The sequence below is a fragment of the Lysobacter sp. yr284 genome (assembly GCF_900107375.1).
In the GTDB taxonomy this organism is placed as follows: domain Bacteria; phylum Pseudomonadota; class Gammaproteobacteria; order Xanthomonadales; family Xanthomonadaceae; genus Lysobacter.
This window is the reverse complement of sequence record NZ_FNPT01000009.1, coordinates 95502-118479: the sequence shown is the minus strand read 5'-3', so window position 1 is coordinate 118479 and position 22978 is coordinate 95502. Positions and strand designations below refer to the sequence as shown.

Sequence of the window (22978 nt, the reverse complement as noted above, 5' to 3'; positions counted from 1 at the left end):
CCGTCCCGGACAAGCGAAAAGCGGGCCGAACGGCCCGCCTTTCCCGTCGCCTGCCGGCGCGCAGGCCGGGCCGCATCGGCCCGGCGCGCGGCCGCGGGAACGCCTCAGTCGAAGCGCACGTCGTACTCGAGCCAGAACTGGCGGCCGTACGGATCGTAGTTGCCGACCGGATAGAACGGCCAGCCGCCGTTGTTGCGGTCCTGCGGCGGGTCGGAATCGCGCAGGTTGTTGACGATCAGCGACAGCGTGGAGCGGTCGCCGAACTTGTACGACACGCTGCCGTTGTACTTGGTGTACGGGCCGTAGCGGCCGCTGCCGTCGCTCTTGGGCAGGCTGCCGTAGCGGTAGGCGCTGAGGTTGGTGGTCCACGCGCCGAGCGTCCAGCTCAGGCCGGTGTTGACCTTGCTGCGCCAGTCGCCGGCTTCCAGCGGGTCGAGGGTGTTGCGCAGGTCGATGCGCGGGTCGTCGGCGAACTGCTGGTAGTCGTGCTTGATCACCAGGGTGTAGGCGACGTTGGCCGCGAAGTCGCCGAAGCGGCCCGCGCTCCAGCGCAGGTTGCCCTTGACGTCGACGCCGTCGGTGCGCTCGGACGCGGCGTTGATCGCGTTGACCAGCACCCGGCGCACCTGGTCGGGCTGCACCGGCGCGTTGGAGGGGTTGCGGATCACCCGGCTCAGCACTTCGCGGCAATTGGCCGAATTGATGTCGCGCGGCTCGCCGCCGAGGGTCTGGCCGAGGCGGCAGTCGGCCTCCTCGCGCAGGATCCGGCTGCTGCTGAGGTTGGTGACCTCGTCCTCCAGCCGGATCGAGTAGTAGTCCACCGACAGGTCGAAGTTCTGCGACGGCGACCAGACCACGCCGACGCCGTAGGACTTGCCGTTCTCCGGCTTCAGCCCGGTGTTGCCGTTGCTGGTGTAGTCGATCGCCAGGCCGGAGAAATCGCAGTCGTCGTAGGCCTGGCCGGCGGTGCGGCAGCGCCAGTAGTCGGTCATGCCCGGGTTATAGCCGCGGGTCTCGGCGGCGAAGATGTAGTTCATGTCCGGCGCGCGGAAGCTGGTCGCGGCGGTGGCGCGCACCAGCAGGCTGTCGGTCGGGCGGTACTCCAGGCCGGCGTTCCAGGTGGCCTTGCCCGACTTGCGCCCGGCGAAGCGGAACTCGTCGTAGCGCGCCGCGGCCGAGGCGGTCAGCGTGCTGAAGATCGGGATGCTGAGCTCGGCGCCGATCGCGTAGCGGTCGCGGTCGCCGCTGGAGCGCGAGCCGGCGCTGGTGTTCCAGAACGTGCCGTCGCCCAGGCGCGGATCGGGACGGTTGCTGTAGCCCTGGGTGCCGGCCTCGATCACCCCGGCGAAGCCGACCGTGCCGGCCGGCAGGTCGAACAGGTTGCCGTTGACGCTGAAGCTCAGGTTCTGGATCCAGGCGGCGTTGACGCCCTCGTAGAAGCCGGTCAGGCGCTGGTAGTCGGCCGGCGTCAGCGCGGTGTACAGGCGCGACGGATCGGGGTTGTAGATGCCGATCCCGGCCGCGGTGGTGCCCAGGCGCGGGCCGAGGAAGAACTCGTTGATGCCGGCCAGGAACTGGCGGCGCTTGGTCCGGTTCTCGTTGCGGCCGTGGTTGTAGGCCAGTTCGTAGTTCCAGTCGCTGTCGCCCAGCGCGCCGCGCGCGCCGACCGAGAACGCCCAGGAGCGCTCCAGGAAGCGGTTGTTGTTGGCGTGGGCCGAGCCGATTTCCTCCGGCGCGATGCGCCGGTACCAGATCTCGTTGAGGCCGCTGGCCTGGTTGAGGAAGTAGTTGTTGTCCGAGGTCCAGCTCGGCGCGCGGGTGTTGTTCTCGATGCTGGCGATGCCCAGCTGCACGTCGGCGAACAGCTCGGTGCGCTCGCTCAGGTGCCAGGTCAGCAGGCCGTAGGCGTCGGCGTTCTTCTTCTGCGTCTGCAGGGTCCAGAACGCCGGCGCGGCCTCGTTGCTGCCGCAGTACCAGCCCTGGCGCGGGTTGTTGGCGCGCACGGTGGAGCCGTGGTACAGGCCGGACAAACCGCCGCAGGCCGCGCCCGGGTCGATGAAGCCGTTGGTGCCGGCGTTGCGGCGGAAGCCGACCTGGGTCGGGTTGATCGGATCGCCGGTCGGGTTGTCGAGCAGCGAATCCATGAAGTCGCGCTGGTCGCCCCAGATCGCCTGGCGGTGCGAAAGCTCGACGCCGTAGACCGCGTCGAAGCGGTCGTTGGAATAACCGCTGACCACCTGCAGGCGCTGGTTCTGGCCGCCGCCGTGCTCGGTGCCGCCGGCGCGCACGTTGACCTGGGTGCCGTCGAACTTCTTCTTGAGGATGAAGTTGACCACGCCGGCGACCGCGTCGGAGCCGTACACCGCCGAGGCGCCGCCGCCGAGCACTTCGATGCGCTCGATCAGCGCGCTGGGGATGTTGGCCAGGTTGACGACGTTGACCGAGCCTTCGTAGGCCACCGGGTAGTCGGCCTGGCGGCGGCCGTTGATCAGCACCAGGGTGTGGTTGGGGCCGAGGCCGCGCAGGTTGATGACGTTGGCGGCCGGGGTGAAGGTGTTGCCGAAGTCCTCGCCCTGGACTACGCCGGTGTTCTGGCTCAGCGCGGCGAGCGCGTCGAAAGCGCTGCGGAAGCCTTGCTTGTCGATCTGCTCGGCGCTGATCACGGTGACCGGCGACGGCCCTTCCAGGCTCGCGCGCGGGATGCGCGAGCCGGTGACGACGACCTGGTCGAGGGTGGTGGCCGGACGATCGGCCTGCGGCGCGTCGGCCTGGGCTTCGGCGGCGGCATCGGCGGCGACGGCGGGTGCGGCCAGCGCCGACAGCGCCAGCGCCAGGAAAACGGACAGCGGACGGCGCTGCGGCCGGAACGCGGCTTGCATGGAGAGTGGTCCTCTGCGGATGGAAGCCCGGCATGCGCTGGTGGAATCCCCTTATGCGCGCCGAAGCGATGAAGCATCTTTGTTGCTGCGCAACATATGCAGAAATGAAGCCCGTGCATCTGCTTATGTCGCCACGGAATTTGCGTGTGCGGTGATTAGTCTGCCGCGTGCGCCGCAGCGCGCTTGTGTCCTCACGCACGCTTCGCGAACGCGCGCGATCCGCGTCGCGACCGGCTCGAAACAGCAAACGCGGCAAACCGCACGCACACGACGACACCGGCTAAGCGCAGCGCGCGTGCAGTGCGTCACGCGCGAGCCGCCAAGCATTGCGCGCCTGCGCGGCGAGCCAACGAGAGCCGCGCGCAAACAGTGACGGCGCGCATTCGCATTCATGGCGTTCTGTGACGCAGCCAAGGCTTTGCGACTTGCCCGCGCCCTTAAGCTCGCGCCCCCGTTCGCCCGCCGTCGTCACGCCGCGTCGACGCCAGCCCAACCGGAGTGCGCCATGTCCAGCCCGTTGTCGAGTTCCGAGCGCGACGCGCTGCGCCGCCACCTGCTGCAACGCTACGGCGCGCTCGGCCGCGCCGCGCCGTCCAGGGCCGCGCGCGCGAAACTCGCCGGCGCGTCCGCCGCAGCCTTCGCCGCGGCGCCGGACGTGCAGGCCGCGCCGGGCGCGGCGTTTCCCAAGGACTTGCTGAAGGCGCCGTTCGCGGTGCGCGCGCTCAACAACCTCAGCTACGGCGCCACCGCCCAGTCGATGGCCGAGTTCAACGCGCTCGGCAGCACCGGCGCGCAGCGCCTGGCCAACTGGATCGACTGGCAGCTCGATTGGGCCAACATCGACGACAGCGCGCTCGACGCGCGCCTGGCCGCGGCCGGCTATACCACCCTGGGCAAGTCGCTGACCCAGCTGTGGGAAGACCACGTCAAGCCCAACCCCGCCTACGAGATCCGCATGCGCCCGGCCTGGGAAGCGCAGCGCGGCGCGCTGGTGCGCGCGGTCCACTCCAAGCGCCAGCTGCGCGAGGCGACGGTCAATTTCTGGCACGACCACTTCAACGTCACCGTCGGCGACTTCGATGCCGGCCCGGTGTTCGTGCATTACCAGCGCGACGTGCTGCGCCCGCATGCGTTCGGCAACTTCCGCACGATGCTCGAGGAAGTGGCCAAGAGCACGTCGATGCTCTTCTACCTCGACAACGCCGCCAACACCCGCGCCGGCCCGAACGAGAACTTCGCCCGCGAGTTGCTGGAGCTGCACACGCTCGGCGCCGAGCACTACCTGGGCTTCATGGACCCGTTCCAGGTGCCGCCGGACGCCGACGATCCCAACTACCCGGCCGGCTACACCGACATCGACGTGTACGAGACCGCCGCGGCCTTCACCGGCTGGTCGGTCAAGAACGGCCACTGGCAGTTCCCCAGCGACAACGACGGCGGCTTCGTCTATCGCCAGGCCTGGCACGACGCCGGGCCGAAGTTCCTGCTCGGGCGCATGCTGTATCCCGAACAGCCGGCGCTGAAGGACGGCCGCGACGTGCTCGACCGCCTCGCCAGCCATCCCGGCGTGGCGCGCTTCATCTGCAAGAAGCTGATCCGGCGTTTCGTCTCCGACACGCCCGACCCGGCGCTGGTGGCGAGCGCGGCGGCGGTGTTCCGGCAGAACTGGCAAGCACCGGACCAGATCGCCAAGACCCTGCGCCACATCCTCAACACCGACGCCTTCATCAACGTGTGGGGGGCCAAGGCGCGGCGTCCGTTCGAAGCGGTGGCCGCGGCGATGCGCGCGCTCGGCAGCGACTGGACGCTCGCGCCCGGCAACGCCAAGAGCGACGAATTCGCCTGGCGCATGGGCTTCACCGGCCACGCGCCGTACGACTGGCCGGCGCCGAACGGCTATCCCGACACGCGCGAAGCGTGGTCGGGTTCGGGCAGCTACGCGATGACCTGGAAGATCCTCAACTGGCTCACCGAGACCCAGGACAACGGCGTGCCGCTGGCGCCGATCCTCGCCGCCACCCGCAACAAGGTCGGCACCTGGACCGCCAACGCGCTGGTCGATTACTGGTGCCAGCGCATCCTCGGCTACCAGCCCATCGCCGCGCGCAAACAGGTGCTGGTCGCGTTCATGGCCCAGAACGGCGATCCGGCGACCTACGCCATCGCCGACGACAACGTCTGGGCCGCGAGCGACCTCAAGCGCCACTACAACCAGGATCGGCTGCGCAGCATGGTCTCGCTGATCCTGATGTCGCCCGAATTCCTCACCCGCTGAGCAGGTGCCGCCATGACCACCCGACGCGACTTCCTCAAGGGCACCTGCGCCACCGCCGCCGCGACCGCGGTCGCCGGCCCGTCGCTGCTGTTCGCCCCGCCTGCCCTGGCCGCCGCCAACGGCCACGACACCATCGTCCACCTGTTCCTGCGCGGCGGCCTGGACGGGCTCAACCTGGTGGTGCCGATCGACGGCGCCGACCGCACGTTCTACGAACAGGCGCGGCCGAACCTGGCGGTCGCCGCGACCGGCGCCTACGCCGCGTTGCCGCTGACCCTGGCCAGCGGCGGCGGCACCGGCTTCGGCCTGCACCCGTCGGCGAGCGGCCTGCGCGACCTGTGGGTGTCCGGGCGCATGGGCATCGTCCACGCCTGCGGCCTGCTGACCAGCGTCACCCGCAGCCACTTCGACGCGCAGCTCTACATCGACCTGGGCACGCCCGGCGCGCAGGGGATCGGCAGCGGCTGGATGGCGCGGGCGATGAACACCCAGCCGGGCATGGACGGCAGCGAACGGCTGCCGGCGCTCGGCGTCGCCTCGCGCCAGCCGGCCGGGCTGCTGTCCTCGGTGCAGGCGCTGACCATGGGCAGCCCGTCCGACTTCGCCCTCAACGCCGGCGCGTGGTCGTGGCAGACCGCGCGCAGCGGCTCGCCGGCGGGCTTTCGCGGCGTCAACGAAACCCTCGCCAGCCTGTGGACCGGCCGTTCGCCGCTGGAACTCGGCGGCCAGCGCGCCGACAGCGCGCTGCGGGTGATCGCCACCCAGAGCTACAGCGCGGTGCCGGCCGGCTGGCCGACCACGACGTTCGCGCAGCAGTTGTGGACCATCGCCCAGTCGATCCAGTTCGGCCTGGGCCTGCGCTACGCCACCCTCGACCTCGGCGGCTGGGACACCCACGACGGCCAGGGCACCGCCGGCAGCGGCTACCACTACTACCAGAACAAGATCGCCGAGCTGTCGCAGGGGCTGTCGGCGTTCTACGCCGCGCTCGACGCCAGCGGCCACGCCGGCCGCGTGACCGTGGTGGTGCAGTCCGAATTCGGCCGGCGCGTGCGCGCCAACGCCAGCGGCGGCACCGACCACGGCTACGGCAACCCGGTGCTGGTGCTCGGCGGCGCGGTCAACGGGCGGCGCTTCTACGGCTCGTGGTCGGGGCTGGACCCGGAAATCCTGTCGCCGCACTTCGGCGACGTGCCGGTGACCACCGACCATCGCCAGGTGCTGTCGGAGCTGCTGGTCAAGCGCATGGGCAACAGCGACCTGGCCGCGGTGTTTCCCGGCTACAGCGGCTACGCGCCGATGGGGATCGTGCGCGACGTCGGCGCGCTCGCGCCGGCGCCGAAACCGGCGCCGGGCGCGCGCCGCTTCGGCGCGGCGGCGACGCCCGCGGCGGAGCCGGACGCGCCGGATCTGCTCGAACGCCTGATGCGCTACGTGCAGGAACTGGTCGACTGAGCCGTGGCGGCGCGGCGCGCGCGGCGCCGTTGCGTCCGGGCGCGCCGCGCGCGCAACGTCCCCGCGCCCGCCTCAACCGCGCTGCGACGGCGTGAACACGCCGCGAAACCGCATCCGTCCCGAGGCCAGCCGGTCGTAGGCTTCGTTGGCTTGGTCGAGCGCGAAGGTCTCCACGATCGGCTTGACCTTGCCCTGCGCGGCCAGCTCCAGCACCTCGCTCAGGTAGCGCTGGCCGCCGTGGGTGGCGCCGACGACGCGCTGGCGCATCATGTGGAACGGCACGCCTTCCGACGAGATCGAGAACGGCCGGCTGAAGTCCAGCCCGCACAGCACGATGCGCCCGTCCACGCGCAAGCCGGCGACCGCTTCCTGGGCCGACGCGAAATCGTTGCTGGTCACCAGCAGCACGTCGGCGCCGCCGATCTCGCGCAGCTGCCGGCCGTCGGCGACGACGTGGTCCGCGCCCAGCTGCCGGGCCAAGTCGTGCTTGTCGGCCGAATGGGTGATCGCGACGGTGTCGTGGCCGCACGCCCTGGACAGCTGCAGCGCGACATGCCCGAGCCCGCCGATGCCGAGCACGGCGATGCGCTCGCGCGGCTGCGGCCGCGCGTCGCGCAGGCCGCTCCAGGTGGTGTAGCCGGCGCACATCATCGGCGCGGCGTCGGTGTAGGCCAATCCGTCCGGCAACAGCACCGTGCCCTCGGCGGCGATGGCGATGTACTCGGCGTGCCCGCCCTGGGCGGCGAAGCCGGTGGTGCGCGGCTCGACGCAGTTCATCGCGGTCTGCCCGCTCAACGGGCGGTTCTGGCGGCAATAGGGGCAGCGGCCGCAGGCCGATTGCACCCAGGTGGTGCCGACCCGGTCGCCGACCCGGCGGCTGCGCACGCCGGCGCCGACCTCGACGACCTCGCCGACGACTTCATGGCCCGGCGTCTGCGGGTAGATATCGCCGCCATAGCCCTGGGTCGCCCACACGTCGGTGTAGCACATGCCCGAGGCGTGCACCCGCACCAGCACCTGCCCCGGTTCGACCGCGGGCACCGGCACTTCGTGGACTTGCCACGGGCGGCCGGCGCCGGTCATCACGACTGCTTTCATCTTCATGGTTCGCTCCTGCAGGCTGGAATGGGCGCGCGCGGCGGCGCGCGGCCGGGCCAGCGGGAACCGGACCGGCCGCGGCGCAGCGGCAACGCAAGGCGGGTCCAGCCTAGGCAGCGTTGACTGTCGAAACAATCTCGCCAATCCTTGATGCCGAGATGAAATCCACTCATCAATCAAAGGGCGGCGACCTGTCCGCCTACAGCGTGTTCCTGGCCGTGGCCAACCAGCGCAGCTTCCGCGCCGCCGCGGCCGAACTCGACCTGACCCCATCGGCGATCAGCCATTCGATCAAGTCGCTGGAACAGCGCCTGGGCATCCGCCTGTTCAACCGCACCACCCGCAGCATGGCGCTGACCGACGCCGGCGAGCGCCTGCTCGCGCGGCTGCGCCCGGCCATGGGCGCGATCGAGGACGCGGTGCGGGAGATCGAGGAACGCCGCGGCACGCCCAGCGGCACGGTCCGGATCAACGCCAGCGAAGGCGCGATCCGGCTGGTGCTCAAGCCGCTGCTCGCGCGCTTCCTGCGCGAGCACCCGCAGGTGCGCCTGGACCTGGTCAGCGACGGCCGCCTCAGCGACATCGTCGCCGACGGATTCGACGCCGGCATCCGCCTGGCCGAGGCGGTCGCCCAGGACATGGTCGCGGTCAACGTGCTCGACCGGGTCCGCTTCGCCGCCATCGCCGCGCCGGCCTACCTGGCCGCGCGCGGCCGCCCGCGGGTCCCGCAGGATCTGCACGGCCACGACTGCATCCGCTTCCGCTTCGAAAGCGGGGCGATCTATCGCTGGGAATTCGAGCGCCGCGGCATCCTCGAGCGGGTCAACGTCGACGGCCCGCTGACCCTGACCGACCAACCGCTGATGGTCGACGCGGCGATCGACGGCATCGGCATCGCCTTCGTCCCCGACCACCTCGCCGCCGAGGCCTTGCGCGACGGCCGCCTGCAACGGGTGCTGGAGGACTGGTGCCCGGATTCTCCGGGGCTGTGCCTGTACTACCCCGGCCATCGCCACGTGTCCTCCGGCCTGCGCGCGCTGATCGACGCGCTGAGCGAGCAGCGCCAGCACTGGTCGGCGCAGGCCGCGGCCGCGCGCTGAGGCTGCGCGGCGGCGGACGCCGGCCTAGCCCGGCGCGCCGAACTTGTCGGCGAACACGCCGGCCACCCAGTCCACGAACGCGCGCACCCGCGGCGACAGCTGCCGGTGCTGCGGGTACATCGCCCACGCCGGCACGCCGGGGCTGGCGTAATCGGCCAGCACTTCGACCAGCCGGCCTGCGTCGAGATGACGCTCCACGCCGTGGCGCGGCAACTGGATCAGGCCGCAGCCGCGCAGCGCCGCAGCGGCGTAGCAGGCGGCGTCGTTGACGTCGATCCAGCTCTCCAGCCGGTACTCGCGCAGCGCGCCGTCGACGTTGAGCTCGAACGGATAACGCAGGTCGCGGTCGCTGGCGAAGAAACCGACCGCGCGGTGCGCGGCCAGTTCGTCGGGATGGCGCGGCACGCCGTAGCGCTGCAGGTAGTCGGGGCTGGCGCAGACCACCTCGGGCATGGTCGCGATGCGCCGCGCCACCAGCGAGGAATCGCGCGGCACGCCCGAACGCACCACGCAGTCGATGCCTTCGCGCACCAGGTCGACCAGGCGGTCGCCGCTGCTGATGGCCAGTTCGATGCGCGGATAGCGCGCATGGAACTCGTCGATGCGCGGCAGCACGATGCCGACCGCGTGGATGCCGTGCAGGTCGACGCGCAAGGTGCCGTGCGGATCGCCGGCGAGCTGGGCCAGCGCCGCGTCGGCGTCGTCGAGCTCGGCCAGCACGTGCACGCAGCGCTCGTAGTAGGCCTGCCCGTCCAGGGTCGGCCGCACCTGCCGGGTGGTGCGTTCGAGCAGGCGCGCGCCGAGCCGCGCTTCGAGTTGCTTGATCGCGTGGGTGGCGGTGGCGCGCGGCAGGTCCAGCACCGCGGCGGCGCGGGTGAAGCTGCCCAGTTCGACGATACGGACGAACAGGCGCAGGGTGTCGAGGCGGTCCATGGCGGGCTTTGGCGAGGGGCGGCAGGGGTGGGCAGGCAGGCGCAGGTCGCAGGCCGGGCGCGGCGCGGGCGGCGTCGGGTGGCGTCGGCCGGCCTGGCGGATTGTGGGCGGCACTCGCCGCCCAATTGTTGGCGATTATTGAATTGTATTGCCAATTCCGCACGATTTATCCAGCCACAGCCAACGCGCAGACTGCCTGCCATCGCCGGGGCGACCGCCCCGCCCCGCCCCCCCCCACCGGAGTCCGTCCATGTCCGCCCAGACCGCCCTTCCCACCCCGGCCGCGCTCGTCACCGGCGCCTCGCGCGGCATCGGCCGCGCCATCGCCCTGCGCCTGGCCGCCGACGGCTTCGCCGTCGCCGTCAACTACGCCGGCAATGGCGCCGCCGCCGACGCGGTCGTGGCCGAGATCGAATCCGCCGGCGGCCGCGCGCTCGCGCTGCAGGGCGACGTCGCCGACGCCGACGGCATGCGCCGCGTGTTCGCCACCGCCCAGGCCGCGTTCGGCCGCCTCGACGCGGTCGTCAACAGCGCCGGGGTGATGCCCTACGTGCCGGTGCAGGGCGGCGATCTCGCCGAGTTCGACCGGGTGATCGCGACCAACCTGCGCGGCAGCTACATCGTGCTGGGACTGGCCGCGGAACACCTGCGCGAGGGCGGCCGCATCGTCGCCCTGTCGACCAGCGTGATCGGCAAGGCGTTCCCCAACTACGGCCCGTACATCGCCTCCAAGGCCGGCGTCGAAGGCCTGGTGCACGTGCTCGCCAACGAACTGCGCGGGCGCGGCATCACCGTCAACGCGGTCGCGCCGGGGCCGGTGGCGACCGAACTGTTCCTCAACGGCAAGACCCCCGAGCAGATCGCGCATTTCCAGTCGCTGGCGCCGCTGGAGCGGCTGGGCACGCCGGAAGAGATCGCCGCCGCGGTGGCGTTCCTGCTCGGCCGCGACGGCGGCTGGGTGAACTCGCAGGTGCTGCGGGTCAACGGCGGCTACATCTTCTGAGCCGCAGCGCTTCGGGCCCGGTGCGCGTCGTGCCGTTCGCCGCGACCTGAGCGGAAAGCGTCGGGCCTGAAAGGCCCTCCCACAAAAAACACCCGCAGCGACTACAGCGCTGTTGTGGGAGAGGCTTCAGCTCCGACGCTCTCGTTCCAGCGCATCGCCAACCGACCGAAAAGCATCGGGCCTGAAGGCCCTCCCACAAAAATTCCGAAACCAACCATCGCAGCGCGGCGGTTGTGGGAGGGGCTTCAGCCCCGACGCTCTTGTTCCACCGCATCGCCAACCGACCGAAAAGCATCGGGCCTGAAGGCCCTTCCCCAAAACTCCGAAACCAACCATCGCAGCGCGGCGGCTGTGGGAGGGGCTTCAGCCCCGACGCTCTCGTTCCAGCGCATCGCCAACCGACCGAAAAGCATCGGGCCTGAAGTCCCTTCCCTTCGCGCCCGCGGCGAGCGCCCGCCCCTCACCCCTCTTCTTTCCTCCGGGCGCCCCACGCCCGCCAGCGGAGCCTTGCCATGACCCAGCAGATCGTCCTCATCACCGGCGCGTCCAGCGGTTTCGGCGCCCTCGCCGCGCGCGCCCTCGCCCGCGCCGGCCACACCGTCTACGCCAGCATGCGCGAGACCGCCGGGCGCAACGCGCCGCAGGTCGCCGCCGCGGGCGACTACGCCCGCGAACACGGCGTGGACCTGCGCACGCTCGAACTCGATGTCGCCTCGCAGGCTTCGGCCGACGCCGCCGTCGCGACGATCCTCGCCGCGCACGGCCGTCTCGATGCGCTGGTGCACAACGCCGGCCACATGGCGTTCGGCCCGGCCGAGGCGTTCACCCCGGAACAGTTCGCCCAGCTCTACGACAGCAACGTGCTCGGCGCGCAGCGGGTCAACCGCGCCGCGCTGCCGCAGCTGCGCGCGCAACGCCGCGGCCTGTTGCTGTGGGTGTCGAGCACCAGCGCGCGCGGCGGCACGCCGCCGTACCTGGCGCCGTACTTCGCGGCCAAGGCGGCGATGGATTCGCTCGCGGTCAGCTACGCCGGCGAACTCGCGCGCTGGGGCATCGAGACCTCGATCCTGGTGCCGGGCGCGTTCACCTCCGGCACCAATCACTTCGCCCACGCCGGCGCGCCGGCCGATGCGCAGCGCGTCGCCGACTACGAGCAAGGCCCGACCGCCGGCTTCGGCCCGGAGATCCTGGAAAAACTCGCCGCCGGCGTGCCCGCCGACGCCGATCCGGCCAGCGTCGCCGAGGCCATGGTCGCAATCCTGGAACGCCCGCCCGGCCGGCGCCCGTTCCGCGTCCACGTCGATCCCGCCGACGACGGCGCGGAAACCGTCAGCGCCGTCGCCGACCGCATCCGCGCCGAATTCCTGCGCCGCAACGATCTCGCCGACCTGCTCGCCCCGCGCCCGGCCTGATCGCGCCGAAACGCGGCTGAAACGACGAACCGAAAAAACGCACGGGCCGAGGCTCATCGCCCCGGCCCGTGCGCGGTTTCGTTGCGCCGGCGGCGGCCGTCCTGGCGGCTGCCGGCAGAGGGAGGTCTGCCGCGCAGCTTGGCGCCGCGCGCCCGGCGCTGCCAAGAGGACCTGTCAGAATCCACACTGGCCCGGCCGGGCGACGAGGCGCACACGCTGTGCCGAATCTGCGCTTATGATTCGGGACCACCGTCGCCCTCACGTCGCTCGATGACCGCAACGCTCAAGCATGGACGCACGCTGATCTGGGTCGCCGCGCTGGCCGCCACCGGCGCCGGCATGTACTACTGGGGCCGCCGCAGCGGCGCCGACGCGCCGCCGCCGGCGCTCGCCGCCGCGCGCGCGGATGCCGCCGCGCCGGCGAAGGCCGGCGCCGCGCCGGCCGCGTCCGCGGCGATCGCGCGCTACGACGCCGGCACCGCGCGGCCGCTGCCGCCGATCGACTCGCCGCTGCGCCTGGTCCTGCCGGAACTGCAGCGCCGCGCCGCCAGCGAACCCGCCGCCGCCTGCCGCCTCGCCGCCGAGATGGAGTACTGCGACAGCCTGCGCATGCGCCTGGCCGGCGCCGAGAACAATCTCGACATGTTCGAACGCCAGCTCGAACGCATGCCGCAGGACACCCCGCAGCAACGCGAGCAGCGCGAGCGCATGGCCGAGAGCTACCAAAGCATGACCGACCGCCTGCTGACCCAGTCCGAGCACTGCGCGCAGGTGCCGCCGATCAGCCCCGAACAACGCGCCGCCTACTGGCGCCGCGCCGCGCTGGCCGGCCAACCGGCGGCGATGCGCCACTACGCCAGCGGCAACGCCTTCCGCTACCAGGAACTGCTCGACAACCTGCCCGGCCTGGCCACCTATCGCGGCGAAGCCGAGTCGATCGCGCGCACCGCCGCCCAGCGCGGCGACGCGCGCATGCTCGCCTCGCTGGCCTATGCCTATTCGCCGCAGCGCGACGGCATGCGCCGCGGTTTCCTCGGCCAGGTGGTGCAGCCCAACGCGGTCGAATCGCTGGCGCTGTTCCTGCAGTTGCGCGACGGCCTGCCGGCCCAGGACGCCGACGGCCCCGAGGCCGCGCCGGGCGGCCCCGGCGCGCGCGGGCCGCGCGGCGGCCGCTTCAATTCGCGCGAGATGCTCGACGCGCAGATCCGCGCGCTGACCCGCGACCTGTCGCCCGAACAAGTCAGCCAGGCGCGCGGGCGCGCCGCCGAACGCGCGCAGAGCTGGAGCCCGCCGAGCGCGCCGACTCCGCCCGCGGGCCCCGGCGGCGCGGCGCCGAACACGCCGCCGATGTTCCTGATGCAGGGCGGCTTCGTGCCCGACGTGCAGCGCCAGGAGTGCGAAGGCGCCGGCTGAGCCGGACCCGCCGCGCACGCGGCGCGCCAGCCCGATGGCGGCGGCGATACCGATGGCGCGCGCAGCCGCCGCGGCCGCGCGCGCCGCACACCCGATGCGCCGCCGCACTCACTCCTGCAGCGCGTCGGACGCATCGCCGTCGAAGCAGAACTCGCCGCGCGGATGGCGCCAGTCGTCGTCGAGTTCGCTCTCGGAGCGGCGCGCGGCGTCGCGCTGGCCGCTGTCGGTGTCGAAGCGCGCGCACAGCCGGTAGGTTCCGCCGGCGCCGGGCAGGTAGCGGTACGGCGCGGCGGTCTGCGGATCGACCACGTCCAGGGCCACGCCCGGCTGCGCCACCAGCGCGGCCAGGTCCGGCGGCAGGCGATTGTGGCGTTCGCCATAGCGCTCGATCTCGTCCTGAACTCGCTCCAGGTCTTGAGTGCGGCGCAGGTCCATGCGCGCCAGGCGCTGGTCGCCCGGCCCGCCGATCACCGCGATCGCCAACGCCGAACTGGCCAGGATGGCCGCACCGGCGGCGACGATGAGGATGCGTCCCGGGGAAGCCTTCATGCCTGCGTCTCCTCGCGTTGCAGGTCGCGGATGTAGTAGCCGAACGCGCTGCCGGCGACCACCGCCACCGCCAGCGCCTTGAGTCCGAACCGCAGGCTCAGCTCGCCGCCGAGCCAGTGGTACAGCAGCGCGGCCGCATCGCAGATCAACGCCGCCGCGGCCAGGAACAAGGTCAGGTAGGTCAGCCAGCGCCGCACCGGCGACAGCCGCTGGCCCGGATTGCGGCGCACGTCGGCGTCGATCCGGTGGCACAGCCAGGCGAACAACGGGAACGCCACCGCCAGCGCGGCGACCGAGCTGCGCAGCGAATCGTCGACGCCGCTGCCCCAGTACGCGTACGGCTCGATCGGGTCGGGCAGATAGAACTCGATCAGGTCGAACCACAGGTCGCCCAGATGGAAGGCGACCACGTACAGCGCGCTGAAGGTCAGCAGGTACACGAAGGTCTCGCGCGCCGACACCGACACGCGCGGCCGCGGCACCGGCACCGGAAAGTCGCTGTCGGCGTACGCGCCGAGCGCGCCGCGCACCTGCGCTTCGCTCCAGCCCGCCGCGACCAGCGCCTGCGCCGTGCTCTGCCGCGACTGTCCGCTGGCCAGGGCTTGATGGACGAACCGCTCCAAGGCGGTGATGCCGGCGGCCATGGTCTTGCTCCTGATGAGGTCGGCCGACTCTAGCCCCGCCGCCGCGCGGTCGCGGGCGCGGCCTGCGCGCGGCGGGCGAGGTCTAGCGTCGCGCTACCGCATGGCGCGTTGGCGGCGACGCCGGCCGTCAGGCCGGCCGCGCAATGCTGCGGCGCGGCAGTTTCGGCCTCGGGGTCGCGCGATCCGGCTGCGCTGGTGCGGCGACGGATTCGTGCGGGCCGGAGCCGCTGCGGGGCTGGCGGATCGATGGCTCGGGACGCGGGCATCGGGAGCTGGTCGGATCGAGCCGTCGCACGGATCGACGCTTGGGGACACACGGCCGGGCGGCAGGCCCGGTGCCGGAACCGTACGAAACGGGCTCCAACCACTTGCCACGTAAATTATACCCGGATAATATTCGCGACCTCGCCCCACCGATCCTCCCCAATGACCACGCCCCTCGCCCCCGGCTACACCGCCTTCGCCGGCCAACGCCTGCTGGCCCGCGGCCGCCTCGCCGACGTCGCCGTCGCGGTGCACGCCGCCGCCGCGCGCGCCGGCGACGCCGAACTGCTGGTGTTCGACGACCGCACCGGCCAGCAGATCGACCTGCACCTCGGCGGCGACGCGCAGGCCGTGGCCGAGCGCTACCGCGACTTGCCGGCCGAGGCCGAGGCCGAGCCGGCCGGCGACCCGCCGCACGCCGAGCCGGCCCCGCGCGGCCGCGGCCGTCCGCGCCTGGGCGTGACCGCGCGCGAGATCACCTTGCTGCCGCGCCACTGGGATTGGCTCGCAGCGCAACCCGGCGGCGCCTCGGTCACCCTGCGCAAGCTCATCGACCAGGCGCGCAAGCAAGGCGAGGCCGGCATGCGCCAGCGGCTCGCGCGCGAAGCCGCCTACCGCTGCCTCAACGCCCTGGCCGGCAACGCGCCCGGCGCGGAGGACGCCACCCGCGCGCTGTTCGCCGGCGACCGCGCCGGCTTCGTGCAGCGCCTCGACGCCTGGCCGGCGGATGTGCGCGAGTACCTGCTCGCGCTCGCGGGCGACGCGTTCGCCGTGTCGGCGACGCCGGCGACGTAAGAGCAGCGGCGCGGTTTCGCATCCAGCGCGGTTCCGCGAGTACCCGTCGCGAGTCGCTTCGCTGCGGCGGAATACTCGGGGGCGGCGTCGCAGCGCGGCGCGGATGTCGCCGGTTTCGGTTTCGAGGGGCGACAGGTGGAAGAAGACATCGCGCAATCCGTCGGCCGTCGTTTGCGCCGAGCCCGGTTCCGCGTCGCTTCGATCCAGGGATGGCGCTGAAGTCTCTGAATCCCCGCCTTCGCGGGGATGACGGTTTGAACAGGCGGCCAGGAAGCCGCCGACCGTCGCTCCCACCGATGCGCGTCGCATCCAGGCGACCGCTCGAAGACAGCTCGTGGGGGACAGCGCGAATCCGATCCGCAGCGCTTGCACGAAGACCGCAACGCCAGCACTGCAGCGCTTGTACGAAGACCGCAACACCAGCACTTCAGCGCTTGTACGAAGGCCGCAACACCAGCGCCGCAGCGCTTGTACGAAGGCCGCAACACCAACACCGAATCGCTTCCACGCGTACCGCAATACGAACACCGCATCGCCGAGCCGAGCCGCGTCGCGCCACGCCACGCACAAGGCAACACCGACCCCGCAATCCGCGCCGGCGCCCAGAGACGGCTCCAAATCCGCTTCGCTGCTTCGCCGCGTCGGCCGCATCGGCAGTCGCGTTTTTCCCGACCCGCCCTCTGCTTCTGCGCGCCCCACCCACAGGCCCCCCCGCATGCGCGACCTCACCCAAGGCTCGATCCCCAAACACCTGATCTCGCTCGCCGTGCCCATCGGCGTCGGCATGGCGTTCCAGATGCTCTACGTGCTGATCGATCTCTACTTCGTCTCGCGCCTGGGCGACGCCGCCATCGCCGGCGTCGGCGCGGCCGGCAACCTGCAGTTCCTGGTCATGGCCGCGAGCCAGGTGCTCGGCGTCGGCGCCATGGCCTTGATCGCCCAGGCCTGCGGCCGCAAGGACGCCGGCGACGCCAACCGCGTGTTCAACCAAAGCCTGCTGTTGGCCGCACTCGCCGCGGTGGTCACGCTGATCGCCGGCTACGCCTTCAGCGGCGCCTACATGCGCGCGATCGCCGCCGACCCGGCCAGCGCCGCGGCCGGCGTCGCCTACCTGCACGCGTTCCTGCCCGGGCTGGCGCTGCAGTTCGCGCTGGTCGCGCTCGGCGCGGCGCTGCGCGGCACCGGCATCTCCAAGCCGACCATGCTGGTGCAGATCGTCACCGTCGTGCTCAACGCGATCCTGGCGCCGGTGCTGATCGCCGGCTGGCTGACCGGCCGCGCGTTCGGCGTCGCCGGCGCCGGCTGGGCCAGCTCGATCTCGATCACGGTCGGCGTGGCGCTGATGCTGTTGTATTTCGCGCGCCTGGAGCGCTACGTCGGCGTCGACGCGCGCCAGCTGCGGCCGCAGCCGCCGGTGTGGCGGCGGATCCTCGCCATCGGCCTGCCGCCGGGCGGCGAATTCGCGCTGATGTTCGTGTTCATGGCGGTCACCTACTGGTGCCTGCGCGGCCTCGGCACCGACGCCCAGGCCGGCTACGGCATCGGCATGCGGGTGATGCAGGCGATCTTGCTACCGATCATGGCCATCGCCTTCGCGGTCGCGCCGGTGGCCGGGCAGAACGTCGGCGCCGGCCGCGGCGAGCGGGTGCTGGCGACCTTCCGCAGCGCCGCGTTGATCGGCAGCGTAGCGATGTTCGCGCTGACCCTGCTGTGCCAGTGGCGGCCGGAGTGGTTCATGCGCCCGTTCGCCGACAACACCCAGGCCGCCGAAGTCGCCGCCGGTTTCCTGCGCATCGTGTCGTGGAACTTCGTCGCCTCGGGGCTGATCTTCACCTGCTCGGGCATGTTCCAGGCGCTCGGCAACACCCGGCCGGCGCTGTACGCCAGCACCTCGCGGCTGGCGACGTTCGCGCTGCCGGCGGTCTGGCTGTCGCAGCATCCGGGCTTCGAACTGCGCCAGTTGTGGTCGCTGTCGGTCGGCACGACCGTGCTGCAGGCGGCGACGGTGCTGTGGCTGCTGCGGCGCGAGTTGCGCGCGAGGTTGCCGCAGATGGGCGCCGCGGCGGGTTGAGCCGACGCATCTGCGATGCGTCGCCGCAGGCTGTCGCAACGCCGAACGCCGACCCGATCCGATCCGGCGTGTATCCGCAAAAACACGAAGAGCGAGCCCAGGCTCGCTCTTCGTGCGTCGCGTCGGCGGTGGCGTGCTGCCGGTAATTCGGCTCATCGAGCTATGCGCCGGAACGCTGGCGAGCAACGGCGATGCGGCCCGATCCGCATCGCCACCGCCTGCGACGAAGCCGGACTACTGCACCGCGCAGCTGAAGGCGAACGTCGCCGTCGCGCCCGCCGCCAATGCGCCCAGCGTCACTCCGCCGCCCAGGTCGCCGACGGTGATCGCTCCGCCCGGACAGGCCGCGCCGCTGCAGGTCACCGGATTCGCCGCCGGACAGTCCAATCCCGCCTGCGGCGTATCGCGCACCACCGCGCCGACGACCGTGGCCGGGCCGTTGTTGGTCACCACCACCGTATACGTCGTGGCCGCTCCGGCGACCACCGTGTCGCCGGCCTGGTCGCTGGGATCGGCCGGCGTATAGGTATTGCTCTTGGTGATCGACAGGTCGGCTTCGTTGCTATCGTCGTTGGTGACGGTGCACACCGCGCTCTGGCCGTTGGCCAGCGTCACCGAATCGCCGGCGACCGCCGCGCCGCCGTCGATCGAGCAGCTGTAGGCCGAAGCCGTGTACCCGGCAGGGCCGCCGCTTTCCGACAACGTGTAGGTGCCCGCGCCGACTGCCGCATCGGTCACCGCCGCTGCGCCATGGGCGCCGCTGATCGGGGTCGGGCCGGCCGCGTTCAAGGTCCAGGCCGTCGCCACCGCGGTGCCGCCGTTGTCGTTGACCACGCTCTTGCGCAGCGTCAGCGTGGCCGGCGTGTCGTCGTTGGTCACGGTGCACACCGCGTTCTGGCCGCCGGCCAGCGTCACCGAGTTGCCGGCGACCGCCGCGCCGCCGTCGATCGAACAGCTGTAGTCCGAAGCCGCGTAGCCGGCCGGGCCGCCGTTTTCCGACAACGTGTAGGTGCCCGCGCCGACCGCCACGTTGGTCACCGCCGCCGCGCCGTGCGTACCGCTGATCTGCGTCGGGCCGGCCGCGTTCAAGGTCCAGGCCGTCGCCACCGCGGTGCCGCCGTCGTCGTTGACCACGGTCTTTTGCAAGGTCAGCGTGGCCGGCGTGTCGTCGTTGGTGATGGTGCACACCGCGTTCTGGCCGTTGGCCAAGGCCAGCGAATTGCCGGCGACCGCCGCACCGCCATTGATCGAACAGCTATAGGCCGAAGCCGTATAGCCGGCCGGGCCACCATTTTCGGACAGGACGTAGGTGCCCGCGTTGACCGTCGCATTGGTCACCGTGGTCGCGCCGTGCGTGCCGCTGATCGCGGTCGGGCCGGCCGCCGCCAGCGTCCAGTCGGTCGCGACGGCCGCACCGCCATTGTCGTTGACCACGGTTTTCTGCAGGGTCAGCTGCGCCGGCTGGTCGTTGTTGGTGATGCTGCAAGCACCGTTGAAACCAGTTGGCACAATGACCTGGTTTCCTCCCGTCACGGTCAACCCGCCAGTGCACGTCCAGGCGCTGGCCGTGTAGCCCCCCGGCCCAGTTTCGGACAGGGTGTAGGTACCAGGATTCACTGTTCGGAGCAGGACCGGCGCCGCGCCGCTGATCGTCGACGGGCCGGCGGCCCTCAGCGTCCAGTTGGCGGCTACCCGGGTGCCGCCGTTGTCGTTGACCACGGTCTTGAGCAGCGACAGCACCGTCGGCCGGTCGTTGTTGGTGATCGTGCAGCTGGTGGTTGCGCCGTTGGCCAGGGTGATCTGGCTGTTCCCGTTCACGGTCACGCCGTTGGTGCATTGCCAGGCGCCGGCGTTGTAGCCGGCCGGGCCGGTCTCCGACAGCGTGTAGGCGCCGGCGGTGACCGCCGCATTGGTCACCGGCGCCGCGCCATGCGTGCCGCTGATCGGTGTCGGGCCGGCAGCGTTCAAGGTCCAGGCCGTGCGTTGCACCGTACCGCCACTGTCGTTGATCACGTTCTTCTGCAAGGTCAACCGCGCCGGCTGGTCATCGTTGGTGATGGCGCAGACCGCGCTCTGGCCGTTGGCCAGGGTCAACGAATTGCCGGCGACGGCCGCGCCGCCATCGATCGAGCAGCTATAGGCCGAGGCGGCGTAGCCGCCAGGGCCGCCCGTTTCCGACAGCGTATAGGTGCCCGCGCTGACCGCCGCACCGGTCACCGCCGCCGCGCCGTGAGCGCCGCTGATCGGGGTCGGGCCGGCCGCGTTCAAGGTCCACGCCGTCGCCACCGCGGTGCCGCCGCTGTCGTTAACCACGATCTTTTGCAAGGTCAGCGTGGCCGGGGTGTCGTCGTTGGTGACGGTGCAGACCGCGTTCTGGCCGTTGACCAACGCCAGCGTGTCGCCGACGACGGCCGCGCCGCCGTCGATCGAACAGCTGTAGGCCGAGGCCGTATAGCCGGCCGGCCCGCCGTTCTCGGACAAGGTGTACGTGCCCGCGCCGACCGCGGCATCGGTCACCGCCGCCGCGCCGTGCGCGCCGCTGATCGGGGTCGGGCCGGCCGCGTTCAAGGTCCAGGCCGTCGCCACCGCGGTGCCGCCGTTGTCGTTGACCACGCTCTTGCGCAGCGTCAGCGTGGCCGGGGTGTCGTCGTTGGTGACGGTGCACACCGCGCTCTGGCCGCTGCCCAGCGCCAGCGTATTGCCGGCGACGGCCGCGCCGCCGTCGATCGAGCAACTGTAGGCGGACGCCGTGTAACCCGCGGGCCCGCCGTTCTCGGACAAGGTGTACGTGCCCGCGCCGACCGCGGCATTGGTCACCGCCGCCGCGCCGTGCGCGCCGCTGATCGGGGTCGGGCCGGCGGCGTTCAAGGTCCAGGCCGTCGCCACCGCGGTGCCGCCGTTGTCGTTGACCACGGTCTTGCGCAAGGTCAGCGCGGCCGCGGTGTCGTCGTTGGTGATGGTGCAGGTGGCGCTCGCGCCGTCGGCCAGGGTCACGCTGCCGTTGTCGAACGCGGTGGAGTTCATGGTCACGCCGGTGCCGGTGCAGGTCCACGTGCCTTCGGTGTAGCCGGCCACGTCGGCTTCGCTCAAGGCATAGGTGCCGACAGGAACTTCAATCGCATTCGTCGAATACGTCAGGGTCGGCGCCGATCCGGTCGGGGCGCCGAAGCTCACCGCGCTGCCGTTGAACACGATGTTGAAGTTGGCCGCGGTCGCGTTGCCGCCGTTGTCGTTGGTGACGCTCTTGACCACGGTCACGGTCTGGCGCGAGTTGATGAAGCTGCACTGCACATCCCTGCCGCCGGTCACGACCGGCAACGCGGGCAAGGTCAGCGTTCGCGTGCCGGCGGCATAGGCCACGCCGGCCAGCGCAGCGCCGCCCACGGTGCAGGCCGGCGTGCCGGTCACCGCCCAGCCGGCGACCGCCGCTTCGCTCAAGGTGGTGGTAGCCGTTGCGCTGGCAGCGGTCAGGATGCGCTGCGGACCGGCCGTGCCGGGCGCGCCCGCGGCAGTCGTGGTGATGGTGTAAGGCAGGCTGCCTGTTGCGGTGTCGTTGCCGTTGGTGAAGCTGAAAGCCCCCGTGCCGTTTTGGGTGATCTTGGTGACGGTCACGGTGTTGCGCACCCATTCCATCTGCGTATCGACGGTGGGGACGTTCAAACCCGTCGACGAGGTGAAATTGCTGCCGTTGTTGATGTAGATGCCGGGCACGGTGCTGACCACATCGACCGCGATGGTGCAGGTGGTCGCCGTGCCGCCCGCGGTGCCGGCCGGCAGGTTGCCGCCGGTGACGACGATGGCGTTGCCGCCCGCAACGGTGCCGGAGGTGGTCGCCGAGCAGCCCGCCGCACCGCCAACGGTCACGCCGGCCGGATTGGCCACGGTGACGTTGGCAGGCAAGGTGTCGGTGAAGGCCCAGCCGTTCTTGAGCCCGTTGTCGCCGGTGGTATTGGTGACGGTGAAGGTCAGACGCTTGGTCTGGCCGACATAATCCAGCCCGTCCACCGCCTTGGTGACCGAGGGCGTCACGTCGACCACGGTGAAATTGTCCCAGGCCCAGTCGTTGCCGCTGCCGGTGGCTACACGGTTGGTCAAGCGGACGGTGATGGGGGCCGTGAGTAGCCTCGAGAGGCTGCCATTGGGGTAGAAAGCGGCAACGCGAGCTGTTGTGGCGGACGCGCTCCCCTTGGCGGGAATGGAGTAGGTCCTGGGGTTCAGTCCCCCGCGGCAGAGATTCGTGCCACCCGCCGCGAGGTCCAGCTCGGTGCCATTCAATGCAAACGTAATCACGGGATCGGATGCGCCCGGTGCACCGCAGTTCATTGCGGCAGCAGTGAAGCGGAGCGTCACGAAGCGGCCGCTGCCGCCTGCCGGGCTGACAGGCAACGCAATCGGCGTTGCGTTCTGGATGATCGTGTTCGGGGCACCAGGGTTGGCGCCCGTGTAAGCCGCGACCGACAGATTCTCGGTAGCCGCCGTGCCGGCGTTCGTCGCATTCTGACCGTTCGGGAGGTTGGCATCGTAAGCGCCCATTGCGAGCGCCAAACCCTGCACGTTGTTCCACCACGACTGGAAGCCGCCGCAATGTGCTGTGCCGACCGGACTGTTAGCAGCTTGCGACCAAGACGCCACAATGCCATTGCAAGTGCCTGTATTCGACCACGCCGGAGTCGTGGTGAAGGTCATGTTCTCCGGCGGGGCGCCAACGTAGTTGGTAATCAGTGTGGGATTGGTGGCGGTGGCCGACGCATTGCCACCGGTGAAGGTCTCGTCGAAGACCGTGACCTGCGCCTGCGCCGCGTGGAACGGCACCATGCCGGCCAGTACCAGCAGCGCCAGGAGCGCGTATCGCGAACCGGCGGGCCTCGGCGCCGCCGTAGCCCGCTGCGGGCCTGCTGCGTCCGTCATGCCGGTATGGGCTGCGCGTCGCGCGACAGCCGTTCGGATCGATTCCATTGTGTTATCCCCCTGAAACAACCCGACGCCGGTAGCGACCCCCGCGTCGCGGCCGATTGGCGCCACCGAATCCAGCTTCAAGCTCAGCCCCATCACCAGCGCATCCCCTTTGTCCCCTGCCCAGCCGGGGT

Annotated in this window: 14 protein-coding genes; 8 read left to right on the top strand and 6 right to left on the bottom strand. The window is 71.2% G+C overall.

Annotation, left to right across the window (positions count from 1 at the left end; translation table 11 throughout):
• Positions 1-104: 104 nt before the first annotated feature.
• Positions 105-2879: a TonB-dependent receptor plug domain-containing protein gene (locus BLV01_RS15045; protein WP_091801193.1), complete on the bottom strand. Its 2775-nt coding sequence runs from the start codon at positions 2877-2879 to the stop codon at positions 105-107.
• 505 nt (positions 2880-3384) lie between these two features.
• On the opposite strand from BLV01_RS15045, the gene BLV01_RS15040 reads away from it, so the two are divergent.
• Positions 3385-5154, top strand: a complete 1770-nt coding sequence (locus tag BLV01_RS15040) for a DUF1800 domain-containing protein (protein ID WP_175485968.1) — start codon at positions 3385-3387, stop codon at positions 5152-5154.
• Between the two features lie 12 nt (positions 5155-5166).
• A complete protein-coding gene (locus BLV01_RS15035) occupies positions 5167-6609 on the top strand; it encodes a DUF1501 domain-containing protein (RefSeq protein WP_091801187.1) in 1443 nt (480 codons plus the stop codon).
• 72 nt (positions 6610-6681) lie between these two features.
• Here BLV01_RS15035 and BLV01_RS15030 read toward each other — a convergent pair whose 3' ends face one another.
• Positions 6682-7713, bottom strand: coding sequence for an alcohol dehydrogenase catalytic domain-containing protein (locus BLV01_RS15030; RefSeq protein ID WP_217633520.1), 1032 nt, complete (start codon positions 7711-7713; stop codon positions 6682-6684).
• A 152-nt stretch (positions 7714-7865) separates the two neighbouring features.
• On the opposite strand from BLV01_RS15030, the gene BLV01_RS15025 reads away from it, so the two are divergent.
• On the top strand, positions 7866-8807 hold the full coding sequence (locus tag BLV01_RS15025) for a LysR family transcriptional regulator (RefSeq protein WP_091801183.1): 942 nt from the start codon (positions 7866-7868) through the stop codon (positions 8805-8807).
• Positions 8808-8831: 24 nt separating this feature from the next.
• Here BLV01_RS15025 and BLV01_RS15020 read toward each other — a convergent pair whose 3' ends face one another.
• Positions 8832-9740 (bottom strand): LysR family transcriptional regulator, encoded by a 909-nt coding sequence (locus BLV01_RS15020; protein ID WP_091801180.1) that lies wholly within the window; start codon positions 9738-9740, stop codon positions 8832-8834.
• 250 nt (positions 9741-9990) lie between these two features.
• Here BLV01_RS15020 and BLV01_RS15015 point away from each other — a divergent pair, with 250 nt between their 5' ends.
• From BLV01_RS15015 to BLV01_RS15005, 3 genes are all read left to right on the top strand, one after another.
• Positions 9991-10743, top strand: coding sequence for an SDR family oxidoreductase (locus BLV01_RS15015; RefSeq protein ID WP_091801177.1), 753 nt, complete (start codon positions 9991-9993; stop codon positions 10741-10743).
• A 512-nt stretch (positions 10744-11255) separates the two neighbouring features.
• Positions 11256-12155: an SDR family oxidoreductase gene (locus BLV01_RS15010; protein WP_091801174.1), complete on the top strand. Its 900-nt coding sequence runs from the start codon at positions 11256-11258 to the stop codon at positions 12153-12155.
• Between the two features lie 270 nt (positions 12156-12425).
• Complete coding sequence (locus BLV01_RS15005) at positions 12426-13568, top strand: hypothetical protein (RefSeq protein ID WP_091801171.1); 1143 nt, start codon at positions 12426-12428, stop codon at positions 13566-13568.
• Between the two features lie 108 nt (positions 13569-13676).
• Here the strand turns inward: BLV01_RS15005 and BLV01_RS15000 are convergent, their stop codons facing one another.
• Both BLV01_RS15000 and BLV01_RS14995 read right to left on the bottom strand, forming a co-directional pair.
• Complete coding sequence (locus tag BLV01_RS15000) at positions 13677-14117, bottom strand: hypothetical protein (RefSeq protein WP_091801168.1); 441 nt, start codon at positions 14115-14117, stop codon at positions 13677-13679.
• Positions 14114-14761 carry a DUF5671 domain-containing protein gene (locus BLV01_RS14995; RefSeq protein ID WP_091801166.1) on the bottom strand — a complete coding sequence of 216 codons (648 nt, stop codon included), beginning with the start codon at positions 14759-14761 and terminating at the stop codon, positions 14114-14116. Before BLV01_RS14995 ends, BLV01_RS15000 begins: the two co-directional genes overlap by 4 nt.
• 426 nt (positions 14762-15187) lie before the next feature.
• Here BLV01_RS14995 and BLV01_RS14990 point away from each other — a divergent pair, with 426 nt between their 5' ends.
• Positions 15188-15820 carry a DUF2239 family protein gene (locus tag BLV01_RS14990; protein WP_091801163.1) on the top strand — a complete coding sequence of 211 codons (633 nt, stop codon included), beginning with the start codon at positions 15188-15190 and terminating at the stop codon, positions 15818-15820.
• A gap of 715 nt (positions 15821-16535) precedes the next feature.
• Positions 16536-17891 carry an MATE family efflux transporter gene (locus BLV01_RS14985; RefSeq protein WP_091801160.1) on the top strand — a complete coding sequence of 452 codons (1356 nt, stop codon included), beginning with the start codon at positions 16536-16538 and terminating at the stop codon, positions 17889-17891.
• 234 nt (positions 17892-18125) lie between these two features.
• On the opposite strand, the gene BLV01_RS14980 is transcribed toward BLV01_RS14985, so the two are convergent.
• Positions 18126-22928, bottom strand: coding sequence for a beta strand repeat-containing protein (locus BLV01_RS14980; protein ID WP_139178710.1), 4803 nt, complete (start codon positions 22926-22928; stop codon positions 18126-18128).
• Positions 22929-22978: the final 50 nt, after the last annotated feature.

Excerpts from the sequence above, each read along its gene's own strand:
- BLV01_RS15030 (WP_217633520.1), bottom strand. The coding sequence starts at position 7,713 with ATGAAGATGAAAGCAGTCGTGATGACCGGCGCCGGCCGCCCGTGGCAA.
- BLV01_RS15010 (WP_091801174.1), top strand. The coding sequence starts at position 11,256 with ATGACCCAGCAGATCGTCCTCATCACCGGCGCGTCCAGCGGTTTCGGC.
- BLV01_RS15000 (WP_091801168.1), bottom strand. The coding sequence starts at position 14,117 with ATGAAGGCTTCCCCGGGACGCATCCTCATCGTCGCCGCCGGTGCGGCC.
- BLV01_RS15005 (WP_091801171.1), top strand. The coding sequence starts at position 12,426 with ATGACCGCAACGCTCAAGCATGGACGCACGCTGATCTGGGTCGCCGCG.
- BLV01_RS15040 (WP_175485968.1), top strand. The coding sequence starts at position 3,385 with ATGTCCAGCCCGTTGTCGAGTTCCGAGCGCGACGCGCTGCGCCGCCAC.
- BLV01_RS15045 (WP_091801193.1), bottom strand. The coding sequence starts at position 2,879 with ATGCAAGCCGCGTTCCGGCCGCAGCGCCGTCCGCTGTCCGTTTTCCTG.
- BLV01_RS14995 (WP_091801166.1), bottom strand. The coding sequence starts at position 14,761 with ATGGCCGCCGGCATCACCGCCTTGGAGCGGTTCGTCCATCAAGCCCTG.
- BLV01_RS15025 (WP_091801183.1), top strand. The coding sequence starts at position 7,866 with ATGAAATCCACTCATCAATCAAAGGGCGGCGACCTGTCCGCCTACAGC.
- BLV01_RS15020 (WP_091801180.1), bottom strand. The coding sequence starts at position 9,740 with ATGGACCGCCTCGACACCCTGCGCCTGTTCGTCCGTATCGTCGAACTG.
- BLV01_RS14985 (WP_091801160.1), top strand. The coding sequence starts at position 16,536 with ATGCGCGACCTCACCCAAGGCTCGATCCCCAAACACCTGATCTCGCTC.
- BLV01_RS15015 (WP_091801177.1), top strand. The coding sequence starts at position 9,991 with ATGTCCGCCCAGACCGCCCTTCCCACCCCGGCCGCGCTCGTCACCGGC.
- BLV01_RS15035 (WP_091801187.1), top strand. The coding sequence starts at position 5,167 with ATGACCACCCGACGCGACTTCCTCAAGGGCACCTGCGCCACCGCCGCC.
- BLV01_RS14990 (WP_091801163.1), top strand. The coding sequence starts at position 15,188 with ATGACCACGCCCCTCGCCCCCGGCTACACCGCCTTCGCCGGCCAACGC.